Source organism: Allobosea sp. FW305-C-101, from assembly GCF_058783685.1.
Genome location: NZ_JBYSYT010000014.1, coordinates 43,477 through 64,454, shown reverse-complemented (window position 1 = coordinate 64,454; position 20,978 = coordinate 43,477). Strand labels below are relative to the sequence as shown.

The 20,978-nt window shown below is 66.6% G+C and carries 23 protein-coding genes and 1 pseudogene; 10 read left to right on the top strand and 14 right to left on the bottom strand.

Annotated features, from left to right (window positions below):
* Positions 1-67: 67 nt before the first annotated feature.
* On the bottom strand, positions 68-271 hold the full coding sequence (locus AC3WMA_RS26690; protein ID WP_047581917.1) for a cold-shock protein: 204 nt from the start codon (positions 269-271) through the stop codon (positions 68-70).
* A 471-nt stretch (positions 272-742) separates the two neighbouring features.
* Between AC3WMA_RS26690 and AC3WMA_RS26685 the strand changes: the two genes are divergently transcribed.
* Entirely contained in the window at positions 743-1,366 is a 624-nt protein-coding gene (locus AC3WMA_RS26685) for a YitT family protein (protein WP_492288282.1), read from the top strand.
* Positions 1,367-1,463: 97 nt separating this feature from the next.
* Positions 1,464-2,633, top strand: coding sequence for an alpha-hydroxy acid oxidase (locus AC3WMA_RS26680; protein ID WP_492288281.1), 1,170 nt, complete (start codon positions 1,464-1,466; stop codon positions 2,631-2,633).
* Between the two features lie 39 nt (positions 2,634-2,672).
* On the opposite strand, the gene AC3WMA_RS26675 is transcribed toward AC3WMA_RS26680, so the two are convergent.
* The 3 genes from AC3WMA_RS26675 to AC3WMA_RS26665 form a co-directional block, all read right to left on the bottom strand.
* Complete coding sequence (locus AC3WMA_RS26675) at positions 2,673-3,050, bottom strand: type II toxin-antitoxin system VapC family toxin (RefSeq protein WP_492288280.1); 378 nt, start codon at positions 3,048-3,050, stop codon at positions 2,673-2,675.
* The gene (locus AC3WMA_RS26670) at positions 3,047-3,322 is read right to left on the bottom strand and encodes a type II toxin-antitoxin system Phd/YefM family antitoxin (protein WP_492288279.1); all 276 of its coding nucleotides are present in this window, start codon (positions 3,320-3,322) and stop codon (positions 3,047-3,049) included. Before AC3WMA_RS26670 ends, AC3WMA_RS26675 begins: the two co-directional genes overlap by 4 nt.
* A 113-nt stretch (positions 3,323-3,435) precedes the next feature.
* Positions 3,436-5,223: a peptide ABC transporter substrate-binding protein gene (locus tag AC3WMA_RS26665; protein ID WP_492288278.1), complete on the bottom strand. Its 1,788-nt coding sequence runs from the start codon at positions 5,221-5,223 to the stop codon at positions 3,436-3,438.
* A 351-nt stretch (positions 5,224-5,574) separates the two neighbouring features.
* On the opposite strand from AC3WMA_RS26665, the gene AC3WMA_RS26660 reads away from it, so the two are divergent.
* Positions 5,575-5,991 (top strand): DUF1801 domain-containing protein, encoded by a 417-nt coding sequence (locus AC3WMA_RS26660; protein WP_492288277.1) that lies wholly within the window; start codon positions 5,575-5,577, stop codon positions 5,989-5,991.
* 27 nt (positions 5,992-6,018) lie between these two features.
* Here AC3WMA_RS26660 and AC3WMA_RS26655 read toward each other — a convergent pair whose 3' ends face one another.
* Both AC3WMA_RS26655 and ettA read right to left on the bottom strand, forming a co-directional pair.
* Positions 6,019-6,657 (bottom strand): VOC family protein, encoded by a 639-nt coding sequence (locus AC3WMA_RS26655; protein WP_492288276.1) that lies wholly within the window; start codon positions 6,655-6,657, stop codon positions 6,019-6,021.
* A 150-nt stretch (positions 6,658-6,807) separates the two neighbouring features.
* Complete coding sequence (gene ettA / locus AC3WMA_RS26650) at positions 6,808-8,460, bottom strand: energy-dependent translational throttle protein EttA (protein ID WP_492288275.1); 1,653 nt, start codon at positions 8,458-8,460, stop codon at positions 6,808-6,810.
* Between the two features lie 205 nt (positions 8,461-8,665).
* Between ettA and AC3WMA_RS26645 the strand changes: the two genes are divergently transcribed.
* Entirely contained in the window at positions 8,666-9,472 is an 807-nt protein-coding gene (locus AC3WMA_RS26645) for an MBL fold metallo-hydrolase (protein ID WP_492288274.1), read from the top strand.
* 108 nt (positions 9,473-9,580) lie between these two features.
* Here the strand turns inward: AC3WMA_RS26645 and AC3WMA_RS26640 are convergent, their stop codons facing one another.
* Positions 9,581-10,321, bottom strand: coding sequence for an SDR family NAD(P)-dependent oxidoreductase (locus AC3WMA_RS26640; RefSeq protein WP_492288273.1), 741 nt, complete (start codon positions 10,319-10,321; stop codon positions 9,581-9,583).
* A 111-nt stretch (positions 10,322-10,432) separates the two neighbouring features.
* Here AC3WMA_RS26640 and AC3WMA_RS26635 point away from each other — a divergent pair, with 111 nt between their 5' ends.
* Together AC3WMA_RS26635 and AC3WMA_RS26630 are read left to right on the top strand one after the other, a co-directional pair.
* Positions 10,433-11,050 (top strand): TetR/AcrR family transcriptional regulator, encoded by a 618-nt coding sequence (locus tag AC3WMA_RS26635; protein WP_492288272.1) that lies wholly within the window; start codon positions 10,433-10,435, stop codon positions 11,048-11,050.
* Positions 11,051-11,145: 95 nt separating this feature from the next.
* Positions 11,146-11,469, top strand: coding sequence for a hypothetical protein (locus AC3WMA_RS26630; RefSeq protein WP_492288271.1), 324 nt, complete (start codon positions 11,146-11,148; stop codon positions 11,467-11,469).
* 12 nt (positions 11,470-11,481) lie between these two features.
* Here AC3WMA_RS26630 and AC3WMA_RS26625 read toward each other — a convergent pair.
* Positions 11,482-12,488 (bottom strand): annotated as a pseudogene (locus AC3WMA_RS26625) (aldo/keto reductase).
* A 154-nt stretch (positions 12,489-12,642) separates the two neighbouring features.
* Between AC3WMA_RS26625 and fliK the strand changes: the two are divergent.
* From fliK to AC3WMA_RS26610, 3 genes are read left to right on the top strand one after another with little or no spacing between them, the layout of a single operon-like run.
* Positions 12,643-14,271, top strand: coding sequence for a flagellar hook-length control protein FliK (gene fliK / locus AC3WMA_RS26620; RefSeq protein WP_492288270.1), 1,629 nt, complete (start codon positions 12,643-12,645; stop codon positions 14,269-14,271).
* Positions 14,268-14,561 carry an EscU/YscU/HrcU family type III secretion system export apparatus switch protein gene (locus tag AC3WMA_RS26615; protein ID WP_492288269.1) on the top strand — a complete coding sequence of 98 codons (294 nt, stop codon included), beginning with the start codon at positions 14,268-14,270 and terminating at the stop codon, positions 14,559-14,561. Before fliK ends, AC3WMA_RS26615 begins: the two co-directional genes overlap by 4 nt.
* Positions 14,558-15,721 (top strand): GNAT family N-acetyltransferase, encoded by a 1,164-nt coding sequence (locus AC3WMA_RS26610; protein ID WP_492288268.1) that lies wholly within the window; start codon positions 14,558-14,560, stop codon positions 15,719-15,721. The genes AC3WMA_RS26615 and AC3WMA_RS26610 overlap by 4 nt, the downstream gene beginning before the upstream one ends.
* Here AC3WMA_RS26610 and AC3WMA_RS26605 read toward each other — a convergent pair.
* Positions 15,654-16,580: a hypothetical protein gene (locus AC3WMA_RS26605; RefSeq protein WP_492288267.1), complete on the bottom strand. Its 927-nt coding sequence runs from the start codon at positions 16,578-16,580 to the stop codon at positions 15,654-15,656. The genes AC3WMA_RS26610 and AC3WMA_RS26605 overlap by 68 nt on opposite strands.
* A gap of 167 nt (positions 16,581-16,747) precedes the next feature.
* Here AC3WMA_RS26605 and mog point away from each other — a divergent pair, with 167 nt between their 5' ends.
* Positions 16,748-17,281 (top strand): molybdopterin adenylyltransferase, encoded by a 534-nt coding sequence (mog, locus tag AC3WMA_RS26600; protein WP_492288266.1) that lies wholly within the window; start codon positions 16,748-16,750, stop codon positions 17,279-17,281.
* A 12-nt stretch (positions 17,282-17,293) separates the two neighbouring features.
* On the opposite strand, the gene AC3WMA_RS26595 is transcribed toward mog, so the two are convergent.
* From AC3WMA_RS26595 to AC3WMA_RS26575, 5 genes are all read right to left on the bottom strand, one after another.
* Complete coding sequence (locus tag AC3WMA_RS26595; protein ID WP_492288265.1) at positions 17,294-17,878, bottom strand: glutathione peroxidase; 585 nt, start codon at positions 17,876-17,878, stop codon at positions 17,294-17,296.
* A gap of 123 nt (positions 17,879-18,001) precedes the next feature.
* Positions 18,002-18,388, bottom strand: coding sequence for a response regulator (locus AC3WMA_RS26590; protein ID WP_047578914.1), 387 nt, complete (start codon positions 18,386-18,388; stop codon positions 18,002-18,004).
* Positions 18,389-18,399: 11 nt separating this feature from the next.
* Entirely contained in the window at positions 18,400-19,509 is a 1,110-nt protein-coding gene (gene cheB, locus AC3WMA_RS26585) for a chemotaxis-specific protein-glutamate methyltransferase CheB (RefSeq protein ID WP_492288264.1), read from the bottom strand.
* A complete protein-coding gene (locus AC3WMA_RS26580) occupies positions 19,509-20,102 on the bottom strand; it encodes a chemoreceptor glutamine deamidase CheD (RefSeq protein WP_492288263.1) in 594 nt (197 codons plus the stop codon). The genes cheB and AC3WMA_RS26580 overlap by 1 nt, the downstream gene beginning before the upstream one ends.
* Positions 20,099-20,977, bottom strand: coding sequence for a CheR family methyltransferase (locus AC3WMA_RS26575; RefSeq protein WP_492288262.1), 879 nt, complete (start codon positions 20,975-20,977; stop codon positions 20,099-20,101). The genes AC3WMA_RS26580 and AC3WMA_RS26575 overlap by 4 nt, the downstream gene beginning before the upstream one ends.
* Between the last annotated feature and the right edge of the window lies 1 nt (position 20,978).

Sequence of the window (20,978 nt, the reverse complement as noted above, 5' to 3'; positions counted from 1 at the left end):
TTCAGGCGCGCGCTCGCCAGCACCCCGCCGCGCGCGGCAGGCGAGCCTTACGGCAAACAGAATGGTCTCAGAGCACTTTCAGATCGCCCGCGGCCGTCTTGCCGCGCTCGGTCTTCAACTCGAACGAAACCTTCTGCCCCTCCGTCAGCGTCATCATGCCGGCTTCCTTCACGGCCGTGATGTGCACGAACACATCCTTGCCGCCTTCCGCCGGTTGAATGAAGCCGAACCCCTTCTCAGTGTTGAACCATTTCACGGTTCCGGTCGCCATCGCCACATCCCTCGAAGCCAAAGCGTCTCTCACCGGCGCGGAACGCATGGCTCCTATGCCGGCAAGGGAAGGATTGACCGAAAACTGATCCTTGTCGAGATGAAAGGACAGGCAGGCGCAGCCTGAACCTTTCAAGATTTTGTCAACGCGATCCGTGTCTTGGCGCCACTGCGAGAAGAGCCGCCCAGATCGGGTTTCACTTTTCCGAACGTAGCGACCTAGCGTCCCCGCTCGTCAGGATTGTCGTGTTCTTTTCACTTCAACCGCAGGCCGATGGTTTTGGTCTCTCCTGCCGCGCGCATCATCTTGGCGACATCGTTCCGTTCCCGCAGCCGCCGGACAAAATCCTCACCATCGACTACCGGGCTGAAGTCTCGCCGGCTGCATCGAGCCGGAAAAAGGAGGCTCCGCCCGGCGCGATCCTTGCAGACCCTCTGGTGCCGGAAGCCGCCAGCCGATACAGGCCTCGCCATGTCCCAAACCGCCGTTCCCGCCATGCCGCAGCAGCACCGCTTCTACGAAGACCTTCTCGCCCTGCCGCTGGGCACGCTGATGATCAGCTTCGGCATCGTCCTCTACGCCAAGGCGACGCTCTTGACCGGCGGCGCGGCCGGCCTCGCGCTCCTCCTGCAATTCGGCACGGGCGCGGATTTCAGCCTGCTCTTCTTCGTCATCAACCTGCCGTTCTACTGGCTCGCCTTCCGGCGGATGGGCCTGCCCTTCAGCTTGCGCACCTTCGCCGCCGTCGGCCTGATCTCGGTCTTCGTCTGGGCGACGCCGGGCTGGTTCCGCATCGAGGCAGTCGCGCCGCTCTATGCCGCCATCGCCGGCGGCGTCGCGATGGGGCTCGGCCTGCTCGCGCTGGCGCGCCACCGCACCGCGATCGGCGGCGTCAACATCCTCGCGCTCTACCTGCAGGAGCGCCATGGCCTGCGCGCCGGCTGGGTCCAGCTCGGCATCGACGCGGCGATCTTCGCCGCCGCCCTCTTCGTGCTGCCGCCCGACAAGGTCGCGCTCTCGCTCGTCGGCACGCTCGTGCTCAACGCCATACTCGGCATGAACCACAAGCCCGGCCGCTACATGGCGGTGTCCTGACGAAAGGCCCGTTTGCGCAGCGGAACGGTTGCGCCCTGCCCGCCAGCATGCGAGCAAGCCCGGAGGACAAGACGGGACGCCAACGGCGAGACGAGACATGGCCCAGCCCCTGACCATCGAAGACCTGCGCCTTCTGGCCAAGCGCCGCGTGCCGCGCATGTTCTACGACTACGCCGATTCCGGCGCCTGGACCGAGGGCACCTACCGCGCCAACGCGACCGACTTCGCCAAGGTCAAGCTGCGCCAGCGCGTCGCCGTCGACATGACCAACCGCTCGCTCGCCTCCGAGATGATCGGCCAGCCGGTTTCCATGCCGGTCGCGCTCGCCCCCACCGGCCTCACCGGCATGCAGCACGCCGATGGCGAGATCCTCGCCGCCAAGGCCGCCGCCAAGGCCGGCGTGCCCTTCACGCTCTCGACCATGAGCATCTGCTCGATCGAGGATGTCGCGAACCACACCCAGGCGCCGTTCTGGTTCCAGCTCTATGTGATGAAGGACCGCGACTTCATTTCCCGCCTGATCCAGCGCGCCAAGAAGGCCGGCTGCTCGGCCCTTGTCCTGACGCTCGACCTGCAGATCCTCGGCCAGCGCCACAAGGACATCCGCAACGGCCTCTCCGCGCCGCCGAAGCCGACCATCGCCAACCTGATCAACCTCGCCTTCAAGCCACGCTGGTGCCTGAAGATGCTGGACACGCCGCGTCGGCAGTTCGGCAATATCGTCGGCCATGTCACCGGCGTCGCCGACATGTCCTCGCTCTCCTCCTGGACCGCCAGCCAGTTCGACCCGCAGCTGAACTGGGACGACGTCCAGTGGATCAAGGAGCAATGGGGCGGCAAGCTGATCCTCAAGGGCATTCTCGATCCGGAAGATGCCGAGATGGCGGCCAAGAGCGGCGCTGATGCGCTGATCGTCTCGAACCATGGCGGCCGCCAGCTCGACGGCGCGCTCTCCTCGATCGAGGCCCTGCCCGGCATCGTCGAGCAGGTCGGCAACCGCATCGAAGTGCTGTTCGACGGTGGCATCCGCTCGGGCCAGGACGTGCTGAAGGCGATCGCGCTCGGCGCGCACGGCACCTTCATCGGCCGCGCCTTCCTCTACGGGCTCGGCGCCATGGGCGAGCGGGGCGTCACCGCCGCGCTCGACATCATCCGCAAGGAGCTCGACACCACGATGGCGCTCTGCGGCCTGCGCGACATCAAGGATGTCGACGAGCGCATCCTCGTCGGCGGCCGCGCCGGGGCGATCAAGCGGCTGGCCTCGTAGTCGCTGGCCATCATCCGACGACGACGCTCGCCGTCAGGCTCAGACAAGCAACATCGGAACGCCGTAATCCATAAGGCGGCGATCCGATGTCACCAGGGTCAACTCGCGGGCGATAGCCTGGGCCACGATCATCCTGTCGAACGGGTCGCCATGGTGACGCGGAAGTCTGGCAGCCGCGAGCGTGTCATCAAGCTCGATGGGCAGCCAGGCGACGCCGAGAGCCTGGACCTGCGCCCAGGCATCGTCTGCGAAGGCCAGTTTTCGCAGGCTCCGCTTGATTTCGAGCTCCCACACCGATGCGACGCTGACGAAGACCTCCTCGGCTTCATCGATCGTCAGCCTCATACGGTCGGATAGGCGCTCCCGATCGACGCCGACCCACCACAGCACGGTCTGACTATCGAGCAACAGCCTCATGCGCCGCTCGGCTCGTCGGAAGCCTCCTGATAGACTTCGAATAGCTCGGTAAGGTCATTCTCAGGCTTCCACCAGTCGGGATCGATCTCGACAAAAAGCCCGGCCAGCTGACCAGATTGGCGCCGTGGGCGCTGGGCCTGCGGAGGATCGACCTGCACTAGCTTCACGGCCGGCACGCCGTTGCGCGCGATGACGACCTCCTCGCCGCGCAAGGCCTGTTCGATCAATCGCGAGAGACCGGTCTTGGCCTCGTGCACGTTCACGATGGTCATCGCCTTCTCCATATTAGCTAAGCTTAGCTAATATGGAGAAGGCGGATTTGAAAGGCAACGTCCCGCCAAAGCGATCCCCCGCCGGGACAAGCCCGGCGGGAGTTTTCATAACATCAGGCGCGATACCAGGACGCCAGGTTCCAGGTGTCGACATCCCAGCCCGAATGGTCATGCGAGAGGGTGTTCGACGCGGCGACGACCTTCTTGCGCGACAGGATCGGCAGGATGACGTTGGCCTCGCAGAATATCTCGTTGACCTTGATCAGGAGCGCAGCGCGCTTGGCCGGATCGAGCTCCTTCTGGGCGGCCTTGTAGGCCTCGTCGGCAGCCGGGTCGGTGTAGCGCGAGACGTTGCGGCCCAGCCACTTGTTCTCCTTGTTGGCGACTTCCCACGAGGTGAACTGATTGAGGAAGCGCTCCGGATCAGGCTGCGGCTGCGTCGTGGTGTACATCTCGATGTCCACGTAGAGCTTGGTGTAGGTGTCCGGATTGGCAACGTCCGACGAGAAGAACACCGAAGCGGTCACCGACTTCAACTCGATATCGATGCCGGCGCGCTGGCAGGCCTGCTTGATGATCGCCTGCACCTTCTGGCGCGGAGCGTTGATCGAGGTCTGGAAGACGTATTTGAGCTTCTTGCCGTCCTTCTCGCGGATGCCGTCCGAGCCCTTCTTCCAGCCGGCATCGTCGAGAATCTTGTTCGCCTTCTCGATGTTGAACTCGTACTTGAGCTTCTCCGACTTGAACTGCTTGGGCTCGTTCACGAAGCTCGCCGTGGCAGCGCCGGCGCGGCCATAGATGAACTTCTGGATCGAGTCGCGGTCGATCAGCAGGTTGATCGCCTGGCGCACAGCCGGGTCCGACAGGGTCGGGTGCTTGGTCTTGACGCTCGAACGCTCGCCATCGACCTCGGTCCACGGATCGGTCGTGTTCAGGGTGACGAACTCGATGTCGCCGGCAGCCGCAGCGCTGATCTTGCCGCGCCCGCCCATCTCCATGCGCTTCAGGACTTCGTCCTCGACCAGCGTATCCCAGGCATAGTCGTATTCGCCGGTCTGCAGCACGGCGCGGGCCGCCGAAACCGCATCACCACCGCCCTTGATCTCGAACGTATCGAAATGCGGACGATTGGCGACGTGATAGCTCTCGTTGCGAGCGCCGGAGAGGATGTCGCCCGGCTTGAAGTCGACGAACTTGTAGGGGCCGGTGCCGACGGGCTTCAGGTTCGCCGGGGCCTCGCGGGACTTGGCGCCCTTGTACTCGCCGAAATGATGCTTCGGGATGATCATGCCGGCGACGCCGACGAAGGGGTCGGCCCAGAACGGCGTCGGCTTGGCGAAGATCACCTTGACGGTGAAATCGTCGATCTTCTCGACCTTGATGTCCTTGTAGGCGCCGGTGGTGTAGGCGGCCGTCGCCGGGTCGGCGGCATATTCCCAGGTGAAGACGACGTCATCGGCCGTGAACGGCTTGCCGTCATGCCACTTCACGTCCTTCTTCAGCTTCCAGGTGACGGTCGTGCCGTCCTCGGACAGGCCGCCATTGGCCTTGGTCGGGACTTCGGCCGCGAGCTGCGGGATCAGGTTGCCTTCCTTGTCCCAGCCGGCGAGCGGCTCGTAGAACACGCGCGAGGCGATCTGGTCCTTGGTGCCCGAAGCGAAATGCGGGTTCAGCAGCGTCGGAGCCTGCCAGAGCAGCATCTTCAGCGGGCCGCCGCCGCCGGCCTTGGTCGGCTTGTATTCGAGCGTGGCATTGGCCATCGCGACATCGTTCCAGGCGAGAATCTGGGTCGCGATCGGCGCAGTGATGCCGAGCGCCGCCATTCTCTGGATGAAGGAGCGCCGCGACAGGCCGCCCTTCTTCACGTCCTGCACCATACCCTGGATATACTGGCTAGTCATAATCAACCTTCACGTCATGGCAGCAAGAACACGATCAATAACTTGACCAGTTCCAGATCGGATTTATCAGTTCCAAGGCGTAGAATTGCTTTGGACGCGACTCTGCTCCTAGGAGCCGCTGCCTTAATCATAACTTAAGTCGTCAGACGGGAACCGCATGGCGGACCTGCTTGCCACTCGTAGCCCCGGCTAAATTACGCTGATTCACAAGGGAAAAACGCTGCGAACCCTGTGAGCAGGAGTCATGTCATAGCGTCGCAGCGGCTCGTCCGGCGCCGGAGACGGCGGTTGCCGGCAGCCGGCCGGCTTCCGTAACATGGCCGCGCCGGGGGCCTCGGCTGGAGCGACCGCATGACCGCAGAGGACAAGCCGCGCCTTCTATCGGGCGGCAACCCACAGATTCCGAAGGGCGACGGCGACGCGCCGGTACAGGCCTATATCGCCGCCATGCCCGGCTGGAAAAGCGCGGTCGGCCGGCACATCGACGACCTGATCGCGAAGGCCGTCCCCGATGTGACGAAGGCCGTGAAGTGGAACTCGCCGCTCTACGGCACCGGCAACCAGACCTGGTTCATCGGCGTCCACTGCTTCACGCGCTACGTGAAGGTCTCGTTCTTCAAGGGCGCGCTGCTCGATCCGATGCCACCCGGCACCTCCAGGCAGAAGGAGGTGCGCTATCTCGACATCCACGAGAACGACGCCCTCGACGAAGCCCAGTTCTCGGACTGGGTCAGGCAGGCGAGCCGGCTGCCCGGCGAGCGGATGTAGCCTGCCATCGCCGTCCGGGCTCAGCGATCAGGATAGGTCCTTCAGCCCGCCGGGCGTCTCGATCCTTGCCCGATAGCGCAGCTCCGGCGCATGGCTGACGACAGGCCCCCGCTCCGTCCCAAGCTCCAGCAACAGCACCGCGATCGCCTGCGCCTCCGGATGCTCCAGCGAGAACCCGCGCAACCGCGCGCCGAGATCGGCGATCGTCGCCATCGAGCGAGCCTTGCCGCGCCGGTCGATGATCGAGGGAGCCGCCCCGCCCCAGGGCAGTGAACCGTCATCGGGAATGGCGAAATCGAAGGCAGGAGCATCCATCGGCAAGCCGACCCTGCGGCCGAAGATCGCCTCCCGGCCGTTCAGGACATCGTCGATCCGATCAGCTCGCGCGACCCAGCCGCGCAAGCGACGGCCGGCATCCCAATCCCGGCGGAGCTGCTTCTTGTCGTCGAGTCCGAACCAGCGGGCGCGTCCGGGATGTACGCCGTCGGGATCGAGCGCGACGATCTCCAGATAGGTCGTGCCGCCGAGCTGCAGCAGGTGGTTATGGGTTCCCATGTAGCCGTGCCGCTGGCCGAAGGGCACATCGAGATCGAGGCAGCCCCGAACATGTGCGACGCCCTCCGCAAGCGTCGGCGCGATGACGGTGAGATGGTCGAGGATCAGCATGCTATCAGTTGAGGCCGACGCGCGCTTGCAGTCCAGCGCCTGCGATCGCGAACCGCTTCGACACGCCTCAGCGCATCTTAAAGCAACACATGAAAAAGCCCCGCGGAACCTTGCGGCACCGCGGGGCTTTTCGATTCAGATATCAAGCACTCAGCGCGAGAACTTCTTGTACTGGATGCGCTTCGGAATGGTCGAGTCGATGCCGAGGCGGCGCTTCTTGTCCTCCTCGTAATCGGCGAAATTGCCCTCGAACCACTCGACATGGCTGTCGCCCTCGAAGGCGAGGATATGGGTCGCGATGCGGTCGAGGAACCAGCGATCGTGGCTGATGATCACGGCGCAGCCGGCGTAATCCTCCAGCGCCTCTTCCAGCGCGCGCAGCGTATCGACGTCGAGGTCGTTGGTCGGCTCGTCGAGCAGCAGCAGGTTGGCGCCGGACTTCAGCATCTTGGCGAGGTGGACGCGGTTGCGCTCACCGCCCGAGAGCGAACCGACCTTCTTCTGCTGGTCGCCGCCCTTGAAGTTGAAGGCCGAGCAATAGGCGCGGGAATTAATCTCGCGCTTGCCGAGATAGAGGATGTCGTTGCCGCCGGAGATTTCCTCCCAGACGTTCTTCTTGTCGTCGAGCGAGTCGCGGCTCTGATCGACATAGCCGAGCTGGACGCTCTCGCCGACCTTGATCGTGCCGGCATCCGGCTTCTCGACGCCGGTGATCATCTTGAACAGTGTCGTCTTGCCGGCGCCGTTGGGGCCGATCACGCCGACGATGCCGCCCGGCGGCAGCTTGAAGGAAAGGCCGTCGATCAGCAGCTTGTCCTGGAAGCCCTTCGACAGGTCCTCGAAATCGACGACGTTGTTGCCCAGCCGCTCGGCGATCGGGATGATGATCTGGGCGGTGTCCGGCCCCTTGTTGTTGGCCTTCTGCACAAGCTCGTCATAGCGCTGGATGCGGGCCTTGCTCTTGGCCTGGCGGGCCTTCGGCGAAGCGGCCATCCATTCGGCTTCGCGCTCCAGCGTCTTCTGGCGCGACGCGTCCTCGCGGCCTTCCTGGGCGAGGCGCTTCTGCTTCTGCACCGACCAGGCCGAGTAGTTGCCCTCATAGGGGATGCCCTGGCCGCGATCGAGCTCGAGGATCCAGCTGGTGACGTTGTCGAGGAAGTAGCGATCGTGGGTGACGATCAGGATCGCGCCCGGATAGGTCCGCAGATGCCCTTCGAGCCAGGCGGTGGTCTCGGCGTCGAGATGGTTGGTCGGCTCGTCGAGCAGCAGCAGTTCCGGCTGCTCCAGCAGAAGCTTGCACATCGCGACGCGGCGGCGCTCGCCGCCCGAGAGCTTGTCGACGGCCCAGTCATCCGGCGGGCAGCGCAGCGCGTCCATCGCCTGGTCGACCTTCGAATCGAGATCCCACAGCCCCTTGGCCTCGATCTCGTCCTGGAGATTGGTCATCTCGTCGGCGGTCTCGTCCGAATAGTTCATGGCGAGCTCGTTGTAGCGGTCGAGAATCGCCTTTTGCGGGGCGACGCCGAGCATGACGTTCTCGCGGACGGTCAGGCTCTCTTCGAGCTTCGGCTCCTGCGGCAGGTAGCCGACGCGGGCGCCTTCCGCGACCCAGGCCTCGCCGGTCCATTCCTTGTCGAACCCGGCCATGATCTTCAGCAAGGTCGACTTACCGGCGCCGTTGACGCCGAGGACGCCGATCTTGGCATCCGGGTAGAAGGACAGGTGAATGTCCTTCAGCACCTGCTTGCCGCCCGGATAGGTCTTGGACAGGCCGCGCATATGATAGATGAACTGGCGGGACATGGGGCGAGCGGGCTCCGCTTTCGAACGCTTGCGACAGGGATGTCGGGAAATCTGGCCGCTATGTAGCGACCGGGCGCGTCGCCCGCAACCGCCTGCCGGTGGAGCAGGTGCCTTTCACAAAAGCGGTAGAGCGATCCGGGCGCCCTTCCCCCGGCACGGCTTTTGCCGGAAGCTCATCCGGCCTGAACGCTGCCGGAGCCCGCCGATGAGCCTGCCCGCCGTCCTGTTGCGTCTGCTTGCTGGCCTCGCTTTTGCGCTGCTGGCAACGATTCCCGCCGGCGCCCAGTCGAACGAGCCCGGCTGCCGGCCGGAGATGGCGAGCCTCGGTCTGCCGATCCACCGGGTCCAACTGGCGAAGGACGAGGCCAGGCTCACCTTCGTCGGCCACGCCACCTTCCTGATCGAGACGCCGGGCGGCGTGAAGATGGCGACCGACTACAACGACTATGTCCGTCCGTCGGTGACGCCCGACATCGCCACGATGAACAAGGCGCATTCCACGCATAACTCGCGCAATCCCGACCCGGCCATCAAGCATGTCCTGCCCGGCTGGGACCTGTCCGGCCGCGGCGCCGCGCAGCACGATCTCATCTTCGGCGATGTCCGCGTCCGCAACGTGCCGACCAATATCCGCACCTATGAGGGCGGCACGGACTATGACGGCAACTCGATCTTCATCTTCGAGATCGGCGAGCTCTGCATCGCCCATCTCGGCCATCTGCATCACCCGCTGGAACCCGGCCATCTGCGCGCGCTCGGCCGGGTCGACATCGTGCTATTCCCGGTCGATGGTAGCTATACGCTCGACCAGACCGGCATGCTCGACGTGCTGAAGTCGATCCAGGCGCGGGTGATGATCCCCATGCATTTCTTCGGCGGCGGCACGCTGAACCGCTTCCTCGCCCGCACGCAGGACATCTGGCCGGTCGAGCGCCGCGAGCAGGCGACGATCACGCTGGGCAAGGCGACGCTGCCGGCCAAGCCCACCATGATCGTCCTGCCCGGGCATTAGCATCTTGCCGTCATTCTCGGGCTTGCCCCGAGAATCTCAGCCCGGAAGAAACTCCTGCGCCTCCACGTTATGAGGTGCTCGGGTCAAGCCCGAGCATGACGACCTGCCTCAGGTGTTCACGCCGCCGTCGATGGCGAAGCCGGCGCCGGTGATGAAGCGCGCCTCCTCGCTGGCGAGATAGGCGACGAGCCCGGCGATGTCCTCCGGCTGGCCGTAGCGCGGGATCGCCATGCGCGCCCGCTGGGCATCGGCACCGGGACCGCCGGCCGGGTTCATGTCGGTATCGGTCGAGCCGGGATGGACGATATTGACGGTGATGCCGCGCGGGCCGAGATCGCGCGCCAGCCCCTTGGTGAAGCCGATCAGCGCCGCCTTGCTCATCGCATAGAGCGTGACGCCGGGCTCGACGACGCGGTCGGCCAGGCAGGAGCCGGTCGAGATGATCCGCCCGCCCTCGCCCAGATACGCCGCAGCCGCCTGCGAGGCCAGTACCACCGCGCGAACGTTGACTGAAAGCGTCGCGTCGATATCCGCAAGGCTCCAGTCCGCGACCGGGCCGCCGCGATAGATGCCGGCGTTGTTGACGAGGATATCGAGGCCACCGAGCGCCTTGGCGGCGTCATCGACGGCGCGCGTCAAGGCCGCAGGGTCGGCGCTGTCGGCGGCGATGGCGAAGCCTTTGCGGCCGAGCGCCTCGATCTCCGTCACGACGGCGGCCGCCTTGTCGGCGGAACGCTCATAGGTCAGCGCGACATCGGCTCCCTCGGCAGCGAGCCTGCGGGCGATGGCGGCGCCGATTCCGCGGCTGCCGCCGGTGACGAGCGCGCGCTTTCCGGCGAGGCGTGACATGGCAAACTCCATTTATGTGATGATCGATACATAATACATGCTGCGCTTGCCCGAGACCGTCAAGAGAAATATATAATGACCGTCACAGAATATTTTCGAGGAGACGGATTCATGGCCGAGCGCGGCCGCCCACGCAGTTTCGACCGGCAGGCTGCGCTGGAACGCGCCATGGACGTCTTCTGGGAGCGTGGCTACCAGGCGGCCTCGATGAGCGACCTCACCGAGGCGATGGGCATCAATTCGCCAAGCCTCTACGCCGCCTTCGGCAGCAAGGAGGCGCTCTACCGCGAGGCCATCCACCATTTCGCCGCGACCGAGAGCGACGACATCCTCGCGCCGCTCCAGAACGCGCCCACCGCGCGGGCCGCGCTCGAAGGCTATCTCATGGCGAGCGCGAAAACCTTCACCCGGCCCGGCCGGCCGCCCGGCTGCATGGTCGTGCTCTCGGCGGTGAATGCCGTCGGCGTGGGCGACGAAACCAGCCGCCTCCTGCGCGAGATGCGGGCCGGCAGCATCGGCATGATCGAGGAGCGGCTGCGGCAGGCGATCGTCGAGGGGGAATTGCCGGCATCGCTCGATCTGCCGGGGATCGCGAGCTACTACGTCACCGTGCAGCAGGGCATGTCGATCCAGGCGCGAGACGGCGCCTCGCGCCCGATGCTGGAGACGATCGCGCAGGGCGCCATGGCCGCATGGGACAGTCTCACCCGGCCACGCGCCGCCGCCTGAAGGCCCGCGTTAACGCCTCGCTGAGACTGATTTCAGGCTTTCCTTGCCGTTGCGGCAGATCGCGGCATCCTGTCGGCAACCGGGAGACTGCCCCCATGCGCCGCTTCGCCGCCTTCGCCTGCCTGCTCGCGACCGCCACCTTGCTGCCCGTCCAGGCCGAGGCGGCGCGGTTCCGCATGGGCGGACGCAGCTCGGCCAGCCCGGCCAAGGTGAGCCGCAGCATCGTGATCGTGCCCGGCATCACGGCCGGAGCCAGCCGCGCACAGGCCGCGACCGGCCAGCCCGAGCGCGTGCCCTTCCCGACGGCAACCGCCGAGCGCGAGGCGCCCTTGCCGCTGCGCCTCTCGTCCAATAGCGAAACCAAGAAGCGCTGGTGCCAGACCGATATCGTGGTCGGCGGCTTCTGCATGATGAACTGAGCAAGCCGTCGCTCAGGCGCGGCTGACGCGCCCTTCCAGCGGGTAGGCCGGGTCGCTGTAGCCCGGCGTCGAGGGATGCCCCGCCGGCACGAGCCGGTCGATCAGCGCCTCGTCCTCCGCGTCGAAGCCGGCATCGAGCGCCGCGAGATAGGCTTCCCACTGCTCGAAGGTGCGCGGCCCGGCGATCGCCGCCGTGACGAAGGCGTTGTTCAGCACCCAGCGCACCGCGAACTGGATCGGCGTCAGACCTTTCCGTGCGGCATGGTCCTTGATCGTCTGCGCGATGATCAGGCTCTCTTCGCGCCATTCCGCCTGCATCATCCGCCGGTCGCCGCGTCCGGCGCGCGTGCCTTCCGCCGGTGCCTGACCCGGCGCGTATTTCGCCGTGAGAACGCCGCGCGCCAAGGGCGAGTAGGAAGCGACGCCCAAGCCGAAATAGCCGCAGGCCGGCAGGTGCTCGACCTCGGGCATGCGGTTCATCGCGTTATAATAGGGCTGGCTGACGACGGGGCGGTCGATACCGAGTTCGTCGCAGAGCCGGCAGATCTCGGCGAGGCGCCAGGCGCGGTAATTCGAGACGCCGAAATGTCTGATCTTGCCCTGGCGGACGAGATCGGCGATCGCGTGCACGGTTTCCTCCAGCGGCGTCGTGTGATCCTCCTTGTGGAGGTAGTAGATGTCGATCGTCTCGGTGCCGAGCCGGCGCAGGCTGTCCTCGCAGGCGCGCAGGACCCAGCGCCGCGACAGCCCGCCATTCATAGGCCCCTTGCCCATGACGTTGGCGACCTTGGTCGCCAGCACCCAGTCATAGCGATGCGCGGCGATGGCGCGGCCCGTGACCTCCTCGGACTGGCCCTCGTTATAGACATCGGCGGTATCGATGAAATTGATCCGGCTTCGCGCGCACTGTCGATGATCCGGCGCGAGGTCGCCTCGTCCGCCGGACCGCCGAACATCATCGTGCCCAGGCAGAGCGGCGAGACCTTGAGGCCGGAGCGGCCGAGACGGCGATAATCCATGGCAGATATCCTCGAACGGGGTGGCCAAACCTGCCGCAGCGCCGCGCCATATGCCAGCGCCCGGCGCGCAGGCACGCCCTGCATCACGTGGCCGACCGGCAAGGAAATGCTTAATCTTTCGTGACAGGGTGGTGCGTCGTCATAGGGACGCCCGATGAATCTCGCCCAGCTCGTCAAGAGCCAGACCCTCGCCACCTTGCTGCAAGCGCTCGACGCAGGCGGCGAGCTGACGGCTGGCCGGACGGTGCAGGCGCGGCTGGCTTCGCTCGAACCCGATGGCACCGCGACCGCGATGATCGGCGACAGCAAGGTCGCGCTCGTCCTCGCCGGCCCTCAAGCCAGGCAGGCAGCCCTGCAACCGGGCGCCACGCTGCTGCTGCGCCTCGACCCGCCCGAGCAACCCGGCGGAGACCTGCGCGCCACGCTGGTCGAAGTGCGCCCGCCATCGGCAGCGGCAACCGGGCAAGCCCAGCCGCAACCAGCCGCAGCACCTCAACCCGCACAGCCGAACGCGCCTCTGGCTTCGACAGCGGCTCCAGCCCGGCCGCTCCCGGCGGCCGCCCCCGCTCCTGCGCCACAGCCGGCCACCTCACCGGGATCGGTGGTCGCGCAGGCCGCGCATCCGCCCTCACCGGTCGCGGTGCAGCAAGCTTTCCTCCAGCAAGCCCTGCAGGCGCTGGGCCTGCCGGCGGCGCAGACGGCCGCCACACCTGCGATCGGGGCAGGCATCACCCCCGCCGCCAACGCCACCCCACCGGCAGGCGCGTCTCCTGCTGCTCCCGTGATCACGGCGGCAACCGCGCGCGCCGTCGCTGGGCCGCTTCTCGGCCCGATGCTGCAACAGCAGGCAGGCCTTGCCCCGCTCTTTGCCAATCTGCGGGCGCTGGCGCAGGGAACGATCTCGCTGGCCCTGCCCAAGACGCTACCGCCCGCGATCCAGCAGGTTCTGGCACAGGCTATTCCCGCCGAACGGCAGGCCCCGACGGCGGCACGGCTGAAGGAAGCCTTCCAGACCTCCGGGCTCTTCCTCGACGCGCGGCAAGCCGCAGCACTACCCGCGCCCCGGCAAGGCGATCTCAAGGCCGGCCTCCAGGCCCTGCGCGAGACCTTGCTGCCGATCATCGACGCCTTGTCGCCGGACCCGAAGGCGAGCCGTCATGAGCATGGCAGCGAGCAGACAGCGGAGCTGCAGGCCGGCTCCACCGACCAATCCACCCGCCTCGCCCCGCCGCGCCGCGACGGCCCGCTCACGCCGCAGCCAGCCGTCGAGCCCTCGCTGGCGCCGGGCGAGAAGCCGCTCGCCATCGCCGAGACCCTGCTCGACCAGACCGAGGCCGCGCTCGACCGGATCAAGCTGACGCAATACGCCTCGCTACCGCTGGAGCCCGCCCGGCAGGACGGCACGCAACCGGCGCAGCGCTGGCTCGCCGAGATCCCGCTCGCCTTCCAGCAGGGCATCTCGATGCTGCCGCTCCAGGTCGAGCGCGATCCGCCACGCCGCGACGCGCAAGGGGTGAGCCCGCCGGTCTGGCGCATCCGCTTCGCGCTCGATGTCGAGCCGATGGGGCCGCTCCAGGGCGTCGTCACCTTGCAGGGCCGCGATGTCGGTGTCTCGATCTGGGCCGAGCGCGAGGAGACCAGTCAGCTCCTGCGCGGCGCCGCGCCCGGCCTCGAAGGCGCCCTGCTCGATGCCGATTTCGCCAGCGGCGCCATCGATATCCATACCGGCCAGCCGCGCGTGATGCAGCCGACGGCCGGCCAGTTCCTGGACCGCCTGTCATGAGCGCCCCCCAGCCGCCCCGCATCGCCGTCGCGCTCGAATATGACGGGCACGGCGCACCGCGCGTCACCGCCAAGGGCCGCGGCGAGCTGGCCGAGCGCATCGTCGAGACCGGCAAGGAGCATAACGTCGCCGTCGAGCAGAACGCGATCCTCGCGCAGGCGCTCTCGGCGGTCGAGCTCGACGACCAGATCCCGGAAGAGCTCTATCGCGCCACCGCGCAGGTCATCGCCTTCGTCCTCTCCCTGCGCGGTGAGTTGCGCCGGCCGAACCGGGACGGCCATCGGTCTTGAGCACGATCGTCGTCAGGCGCCTCGGCCCGGCCGCTTATGCGGATCTGGGACCGGTTTTCGCGGAACTCGCGCGCCATGCACTGGAGCCCAATCCGCATATGGCTCCGGCCGCAATCTCGGCCGCGACGACGCTCGTGCCGGAGGAGGAGATCGTCGTCCTCTGTGCCTGGCTCAGCGAAGCGCTCGATTTCGAACAGCTCGTCGGCGTCTGGGCTTTCCGTCGCGTCAAGGACTGGCGCAGCGGCTTTTCCGCCGCCCTCGCCTCACCGCTCGTGCCGCTCTACGAGGTCTCCTCCCTGCCGGTGCTCGACCGCGACCACGCGGCGGAGGCGGCACGCGCCCTGATGCGCTATCTCCTCGGATCGCGCGATCTGCCGCACCGGCTGTTGCTGCCGCTGCTGCCGCTCGACGGTCCCTGCTACGCCGTGCTCGCCGAAGCCTGCCGCCAGACCGGCAGCACGATCTCGACCTATGAGCGCTGGGTCCGGCCGGTGATGATCCCGCGTCCGGACGATAATTTCGAAGTCTATCTCAGGCGCACGCTCGGCTCTTCCTACAAGAAGCGGATGCAGCAGTTCCGGGCTGTGGGGAAACAAGGCGCCCTCACCTTCCGGCGCAATCGCGGCCGTGGTGCGCTGGAAGCGCTCGACGCCTTCCTCACGCTCGAAGCCTCCGGCTGGAAGGGCGAAGCCGGCACCGCCATCGCCTGCCTGCCGGCCGACACCGCCTATATCCGCCGCCTGGCCGAACTCTATGCCGCCGACGACACCTTGCTGATCGACACCCTGCTGCATGACGGCCGCGTCATCGCCATGGGGCTGCTGATCGAGAGTGGCAACCGCCGGCATTTCCTCAAGATCGCCTATGACGAGACTCAAGGCCGCCATTCCCCCGGTCGGACCCTGGCGATCGCCATGCTGCAGGCCGATTTCAACGGCACGCCGCCCGCCTTCTTCGACAGCGGCGCCGGCGAAGGCGTCGATGCCGGCACCTATGTCTGGGGCGAGCGCCGCGAGATGGCCAATGCGATCATTCGCGTCGGCCCGGGTCGCCTCGGCGCGGCCGAGATCGCGGCCTTCAGCCGGATGTGGCTCAGGCGCCTCCGGGATGCCGCCCGAGCCCGATCCGCCCGAGCAGCCAACGGCCGACCTCCGGCTTGAAGTGCAGCGTGTCGAGCCAGTAACGCGACGAGGCCTTGCCGGGATCGAAATCTTCGAACGGATGGTCCGAGACGAAGTCATGGAACGGCAGGCCACGCCGCGCCGCGAGCGCTGCGACATCCCGTCGCCAGGACATCAGCTCGGCAGCCCTTCCCCCATCCGCAATAAGCTGCCGCTGGGCCGCGCTCATCGGCGACAGGACGATCGTGACGCCCCGCCCCTGCAACAGGTCGAGCGCCTTTTCGAGATGGCTTAGGGCTTCCGGCTGGTAGAGCATCGCCGCGATATTCTGCGCGCGGGTGATCTTGCCCACCAGCGCGGCGTCGAAATCCGGCGTCGCCTTGTAGCCGTCACCATGCCAGAGGCCGGGCTCCATCCGCTGGGGTCGCGGCCCGCGCAGGTTGTCGATCGCCTTCGGGTTGAGCACCACCGAGACCAGCGCCTCGCGGCGCCCGGATGCCGTCGCAAGCTTCCGATCGATCGGCGGCGGCGGCGGCCAGGCCGTGAACATGAAATAGTCGAGCTCGATCACCACCCGCTTGACGCTGCCGACATCGATGGCCAGCGCCGCCAATGTCGGCAGCTCCCGTGCCATCAGCGCGGAGAAGCCGGCATTGTAGACTTGGCCTGCCTCTGCCGAGGCATCGCGCGGATCGATACCGCGATAGACCACAGAAGAGCCGATCAACAATGTCTGCGGTTTGAGCCTGGCGATCTGGAGCGGCTTGATCAGGCGCATCTCGACATCGAGCAGGCGGCTCGCGCCGACGCCGTCGCGTGTCCAGGGCGGGGTGTCGCGAAACACCCAGTAGGGATCGCGCCAGAGCGTCAGCACGGTCAGAAGTCCGACCGCCAGCATGATCGTCGCCGCGAAGCAGGCGGCAAAGCTGCGTGGTTCGGCAGAACGGGACAAGGCGGCGGCAAGGCGCATGGCGCTGCGCTACCAGATCAGCCCGGTGCTGGCGAGGCCGGCTTGACCGTCCGTCCGGCCCGCCGATACAGCAAGCCACCCGCAGGAGAAAGCCGATGAGCGCGACCGCCCGGATTGGAATCGTCACGGTCTCCGACCGCGCCTCGGCCGGCATCTACGCGGATGAGGGCGGGCCGGCCATCGATGCCTATTTCAGGAAGGTCCTTACCTCGCCCTGGGAGGCCGTCGCGCGGGTCATCCCCGACGATCGCGCCGTGATTGCCGAGACGCTGCGCGATCTCGCCGACAAGGAGGGCTGCTGCCTGATCGTCACGACGGGAGGCACCGGCCCGGCCCCTCGCGACGTCACGCCGGAGGCCACCGAGGACGTCGTCGAGAAGCCGATGCCGGGCTTCGGCGAATTGATGCGCCAGGTCAGCTTCGCCAAGGTGCCGACCGCAATCCTCTCGCGCCAGACGGCGGGCATCCGCGGCAAGTCGCTGATCGTCAACCTGCCCGGCCGCCCCCGCGCCATCGCCGAATGCCTGGACGCGGTGATGCCGGCGATACCCTATTGCATCGACCTGATCGAAGGGCCCTGGCTCGACACCGATCCGGCGGTGATCGCGGCGTTCCGGCCGAAGAAGTAAATAGACCGGCCTTCAGAGCGAAGAGGCTAAGCCCGCCGCCAGCTCCCGGCCGATCGCCTGCACGAGCTGCGGCGAGAGAGGGTCCGTCCCGGACGGAAAGCCGCCAAGCAGCGCGCCGTCGCGGCCGATCAGATATTTGTGGAAGTTCCAGCGCGGTGTGTCCGCCGGCTTCTCCGAAGCGGCCCAGCGATAGAACGGATGCGCCTCCGGCCCGCGCACGACGGACTTCTCGACGAAGGCATAGGTCGCGCCATGGCTCTGCCGCGCGGCCTCGGCGATGGCAGCGCCTTCAAGTGGCTCCTGTCCGCCGAAATCATTGCTCGGCACGGCGACGAGCATCAGCCCCCGCGCCTGATAGCGCTGCCAGAGCTGTTCCAGCGTCGCCATCTGCCCGGCATAGCCGCAGCGCGTCGCCGTGTTGACGACGAGGATCGGCCGGCCGCGATAATCGGCAAGTGGCATCCGTCCACCGCCCGGCTTGTCGAAGCCGAAGGCATGGGCGCCCATCAGAGCCTGGGCCGCAACTGAGCGAGGCACGAGACCGGCAGCAGCCGCTCCGGCGATCCCGGCGACAATCTGACGGCGCGACGGCAGCATGGTTTCTCTCCGGTTCGACAGCCGAACGGGCGGCATCATGCCCCAAAGCAAAAAGCCCCGCAGCCGGCCGGCGCGGGGCTTCGCTTCACGATGGCGAGACCGATAGGTCTCCGCAGGCAACTTTCAGCAGGCGAGAACCTTCTTCACTCGCACTTCAAGGTCGCGCAGCTCGTAGGGCTTCACGACGTAATGATCGGCGCCGTTGCTGGTCGCCTCGTCCATCTTGTCGACCGAGCGTTCCGAGGTCGCCATGATGATCTTGATCTGGTTCAGCTCCGGCACCGAGCGGATGGCGCGCAAGAGGTCGATGCCGCTCATGCCGTCCATGTTCCAGTCGAGCAGCAGCAGGTCGTAGCGCTTGGTCTGCATCTTCATCAGGGCCTCGCGGGCGTTCTCCGCCTCGTCGATGTCCTGAAACTCGATCTGCTTGAGGAAATAGGTCGCCAGGCCGCGCATGCTCTTCTGGTCGTCGACCACCAGGATGCGGTATTCGCTTCTGGCCTTTGACATCACTTTGCTCCTTACGCGGTGCGTAGATTCGGCCGCTCGCCGACCAGCTGCCCGACTGCTCCACCGATCTGGGTGAGCGGGACGACCCTGTCGGCGGCTCCGATCTCGAAAGCCGCTTTCGGCATTCCGTTTACCACGCAGGTCTCCCCGCTTTGGATTAACGTCTCGGCGCCGGCTTTGCGCATGGCTAACAAACCGTCAGCACCGTCACGCCCCATGCCGGTGAGCAGGATGCCGACCGCATGGCTGCCGACGCTGCGCGCCACGGAATGGAACATCACGTCGACGGAAGGCGAATGGCCGCTGACCAGCGGCCCTTCGCGCAGCACGCAGACGAACTCGCCGCGGCGCTCCTCGATCTCGAGATGGCGCGGGCCGCCCGGTGCCACCACGGCCATGCCGGGCCGCAGCCTGTCGCCGTCGGCGGCTTCGCGGACGTCGAGGCCGGTCGCGGTCGCAAGCCGGGCCGCGAACTTCGCCGTATAGCCCGGCGGCATGTGCTGCACGACGACGATCGGCAGCCTGAGATGGGCGAGGTCCCGCATCACCGTCTGCACGGCCGGCACGCCGCCGGTCGAGGCGCCGATCGCGATCAGCGAGGTCTTGCCGCTGCGCGCCGGCTCCCGTGGCGGGGCCACTGCCGGACGGGCCGGTGCAGCGGCGGCCATCTGCGTCATCTGCCTTGCGGCGGCGAGCATCTTGCGGCTGGCCGCGGCGCGCTGCAAAGCCGCGACGAGATGCTTCATGAAGCCGTCGAGCGTATGGGTCGTCCCATCGGGCTTCTCGATGAAGTCGATCGCGCCCAGTTCCAGCGCTTGGATGGTGTTGTCGGCGCCCGGCCCGCCGAAGGCCGAGACGATCAGCACCGGCAGCGGGTCCTGCTTGAGGACGCGCGCCAGAAGCTTTAAGCCGTGCCGGCCCGGCAATTCGAGGTCGAGCGTCACGACATCGGGCCTGAGCTCCTGGATGGCGTCCCAGCCCTCCTCGGCGCTGCCGGCGATGCCGATCACCTCGAAGCCCGGCGCAGAATTGATGATCTGCGTCATCAGCTTCTGCATCAGCACGGAATCGTCGACGACGAGGACCTTGACCGGAGCGGCGGAAGACGTCGCGACAACCATCACCAGACCTCCACTTCACCGGCCACCGGCTGCGTCTTGAGCCGGTTGAGATAGGCGATTTCCTGCTCGTGGCTGCTGTCGCGCGCGGTGGGCTGGACATGCTGCACCCAGGCCCGGCCCGTCGAGGGCTGGTAATGGATACGCCGCGAACGCGTGCCGCCGACATCCCGCGACACCACCGGGATGCCCTCGACCTTCAGGAATTCGTTGACGAAAGCGATATTGCCGTCGCCGATCGCAAGCATCGTGGCGCCCGAGAGCACGCGCGCCCCGCCGAAGACCTTCGCCTCGAAATTGCTCCTCTTGGCGCCGCGCTTCAACAGGTCATTGATCAGCACTTCCATGGCGGTGTCGCCATAGCGCTCGCCGGCGCTCGAATCCGAGCCGCCATTGTTCTTCGGCAGCAGGAAATGGTTGAGGCCGCCGACCCCGGCGACGGGATCGCGCATGCAGACCGAGACGCAGGAGCCGAGGACGGTGGCGACGATCTCGTCCTTGGCGGAGGTAATCTCGTGCTCGCCCGGCGCCACAGTGATGATCGTCGCCTGGAAACGCGGGTCGAAATAGCGGCGGGAGGACCGGGAGACGCTCATGCAGTCCTCTCGTAGATGGTGCGGCCGATCAGGCGCAGGTTCGGATGCGGTTGCGGCAGCGATTCCGAATGCCCGAGATAGAGGAAGCCGCCGGGCGCCAGCAGCGCCACGAAACGGTCGAGGATCGAGGCCTTGGTCTGCGTATCGAAATAGATGAAGACGTTGCGGCAGAAGATCACATCGAACGGGCCGCTCATCGGCCATTTCTCGATCAGGTTGAGCCGCTTGAAGGAGATCATGCGGCGCAGGTCCTCGGCGATGCGAGCCTCGCCCCGCCCTGCCCCACCTTCGAGCTTGAGCATCGGCTTCACATCGGACGGCAGGCGTTCGAACAGCTCCGCCGGATAGAGGCCGGCCTCGGCCCGCGTCAGGATATCGGTGTCGATATCGGTCGCCAGGATCTTGAAGTCGAGGTCGCTGCGCGGCCCTACTACGTCACGACAGGAGGCGGCGATCGAATAGGGCTCCTCGCCGGAGGAGCAGGCCGCCGACCAGATCCGGATGCGGCCGCGCCGGCCGGAACGCTCCTGCAGCAGGCGCGGCATCACGTCCTTGCGCAGATGGTCGAAATGGTGGCGCTCGCGGAAGAAGGCGGTGTGGTTGGTGGTCACCGCGTTGATGAGTTCGGGCAATTCGCCCGCCGCCTGCGGCGTCTTGAGGAAGGCGCAGTATTCCGCGACCGAGTTCAGGCCGAGCGCCTTGACGCGCCGTGCCAGGCGGCCGCGCGTCATCGCCTCCTTGTGCTCGCGGATGACGATGCCGGCCTGCTCATAGACCAGCGTCGCGATGAACTTCATATCATCGCGGGTCAGGGTCACGTCGGCCATCGCGGGCTGGGCCAGCGCAAAGGGATTGGACGAGGCAGGTCTGTTCATC

Coding starts and splice junctions, on each gene's coding strand:
- AC3WMA_RS26690 (WP_047581917.1), bottom strand. CDS start 271: ATGGCGACCGGAACCGTGAAATGGTTCAACACTGAGAAGGGGTTCGGC.
- AC3WMA_RS26685 (WP_492288282.1), top strand. CDS start 743: ATGTCCCAAACCGCCGTTCCCGCCATGCCGCAGCAGCACCGCTTCTAC.
- AC3WMA_RS26680 (WP_492288281.1), top strand. CDS start 1,464: ATGGCCCAGCCCCTGACCATCGAAGACCTGCGCCTTCTGGCCAAGCGC.
- AC3WMA_RS26675 (WP_492288280.1), bottom strand. CDS start 3,050: ATGAGGCTGTTGCTCGATAGTCAGACCGTGCTGTGGTGGGTCGGCGTC.
- AC3WMA_RS26670 (WP_492288279.1), bottom strand. CDS start 3,322: ATGACCATCGTGAACGTGCACGAGGCCAAGACCGGTCTCTCGCGATTG.
- AC3WMA_RS26665 (WP_492288278.1), bottom strand. CDS start 5,223: ATGACTAGCCAGTATATCCAGGGTATGGTGCAGGACGTGAAGAAGGGC.
- AC3WMA_RS26660 (WP_492288277.1), top strand. CDS start 5,575: ATGACCGCAGAGGACAAGCCGCGCCTTCTATCGGGCGGCAACCCACAG.
- AC3WMA_RS26655 (WP_492288276.1), bottom strand. CDS start 6,657: ATGCTGATCCTCGACCATCTCACCGTCATCGCGCCGACGCTTGCGGAG.
- ettA (WP_492288275.1), bottom strand. CDS start 8,460: ATGTCCCGCCAGTTCATCTATCATATGCGCGGCCTGTCCAAGACCTAT.
- AC3WMA_RS26645 (WP_492288274.1), top strand. CDS start 8,666: ATGAGCCTGCCCGCCGTCCTGTTGCGTCTGCTTGCTGGCCTCGCTTTT.
- AC3WMA_RS26640 (WP_492288273.1), bottom strand. CDS start 10,321: ATGTCACGCCTCGCCGGAAAGCGCGCGCTCGTCACCGGCGGCAGCCGC.
- AC3WMA_RS26635 (WP_492288272.1), top strand. CDS start 10,433: ATGGCCGAGCGCGGCCGCCCACGCAGTTTCGACCGGCAGGCTGCGCTG.
- AC3WMA_RS26630 (WP_492288271.1), top strand. CDS start 11,146: ATGCGCCGCTTCGCCGCCTTCGCCTGCCTGCTCGCGACCGCCACCTTG.
- fliK (WP_492288270.1), top strand. CDS start 12,643: ATGAATCTCGCCCAGCTCGTCAAGAGCCAGACCCTCGCCACCTTGCTG.
- AC3WMA_RS26615 (WP_492288269.1), top strand. CDS start 14,268: ATGAGCGCCCCCCAGCCGCCCCGCATCGCCGTCGCGCTCGAATATGAC.
- AC3WMA_RS26605 (WP_492288267.1), bottom strand. CDS start 16,580: ATGCTGGCGGTCGGACTTCTGACCGTGCTGACGCTCTGGCGCGATCCC.
- mog (WP_492288266.1), top strand. CDS start 16,748: ATGAGCGCGACCGCCCGGATTGGAATCGTCACGGTCTCCGACCGCGCC.
- AC3WMA_RS26595 (WP_492288265.1), bottom strand. CDS start 17,878: ATGCTGCCGTCGCGCCGTCAGATTGTCGCCGGGATCGCCGGAGCGGCT.
- AC3WMA_RS26590 (WP_047578914.1), bottom strand. CDS start 18,388: ATGTCAAAGGCCAGAAGCGAATACCGCATCCTGGTGGTCGACGACCAG.
- cheB (WP_492288264.1), bottom strand. CDS start 19,509: ATGGTTGTCGCGACGTCTTCCGCCGCTCCGGTCAAGGTCCTCGTCGTC.
- AC3WMA_RS26580 (WP_492288263.1), bottom strand. CDS start 20,102: ATGAGCGTCTCCCGGTCCTCCCGCCGCTATTTCGACCCGCGTTTCCAG.
- AC3WMA_RS26575 (WP_492288262.1), bottom strand. CDS start 20,977: ATGAACAGACCTGCCTCGTCCAATCCCTTTGCGCTGGCCCAGCCCGCG.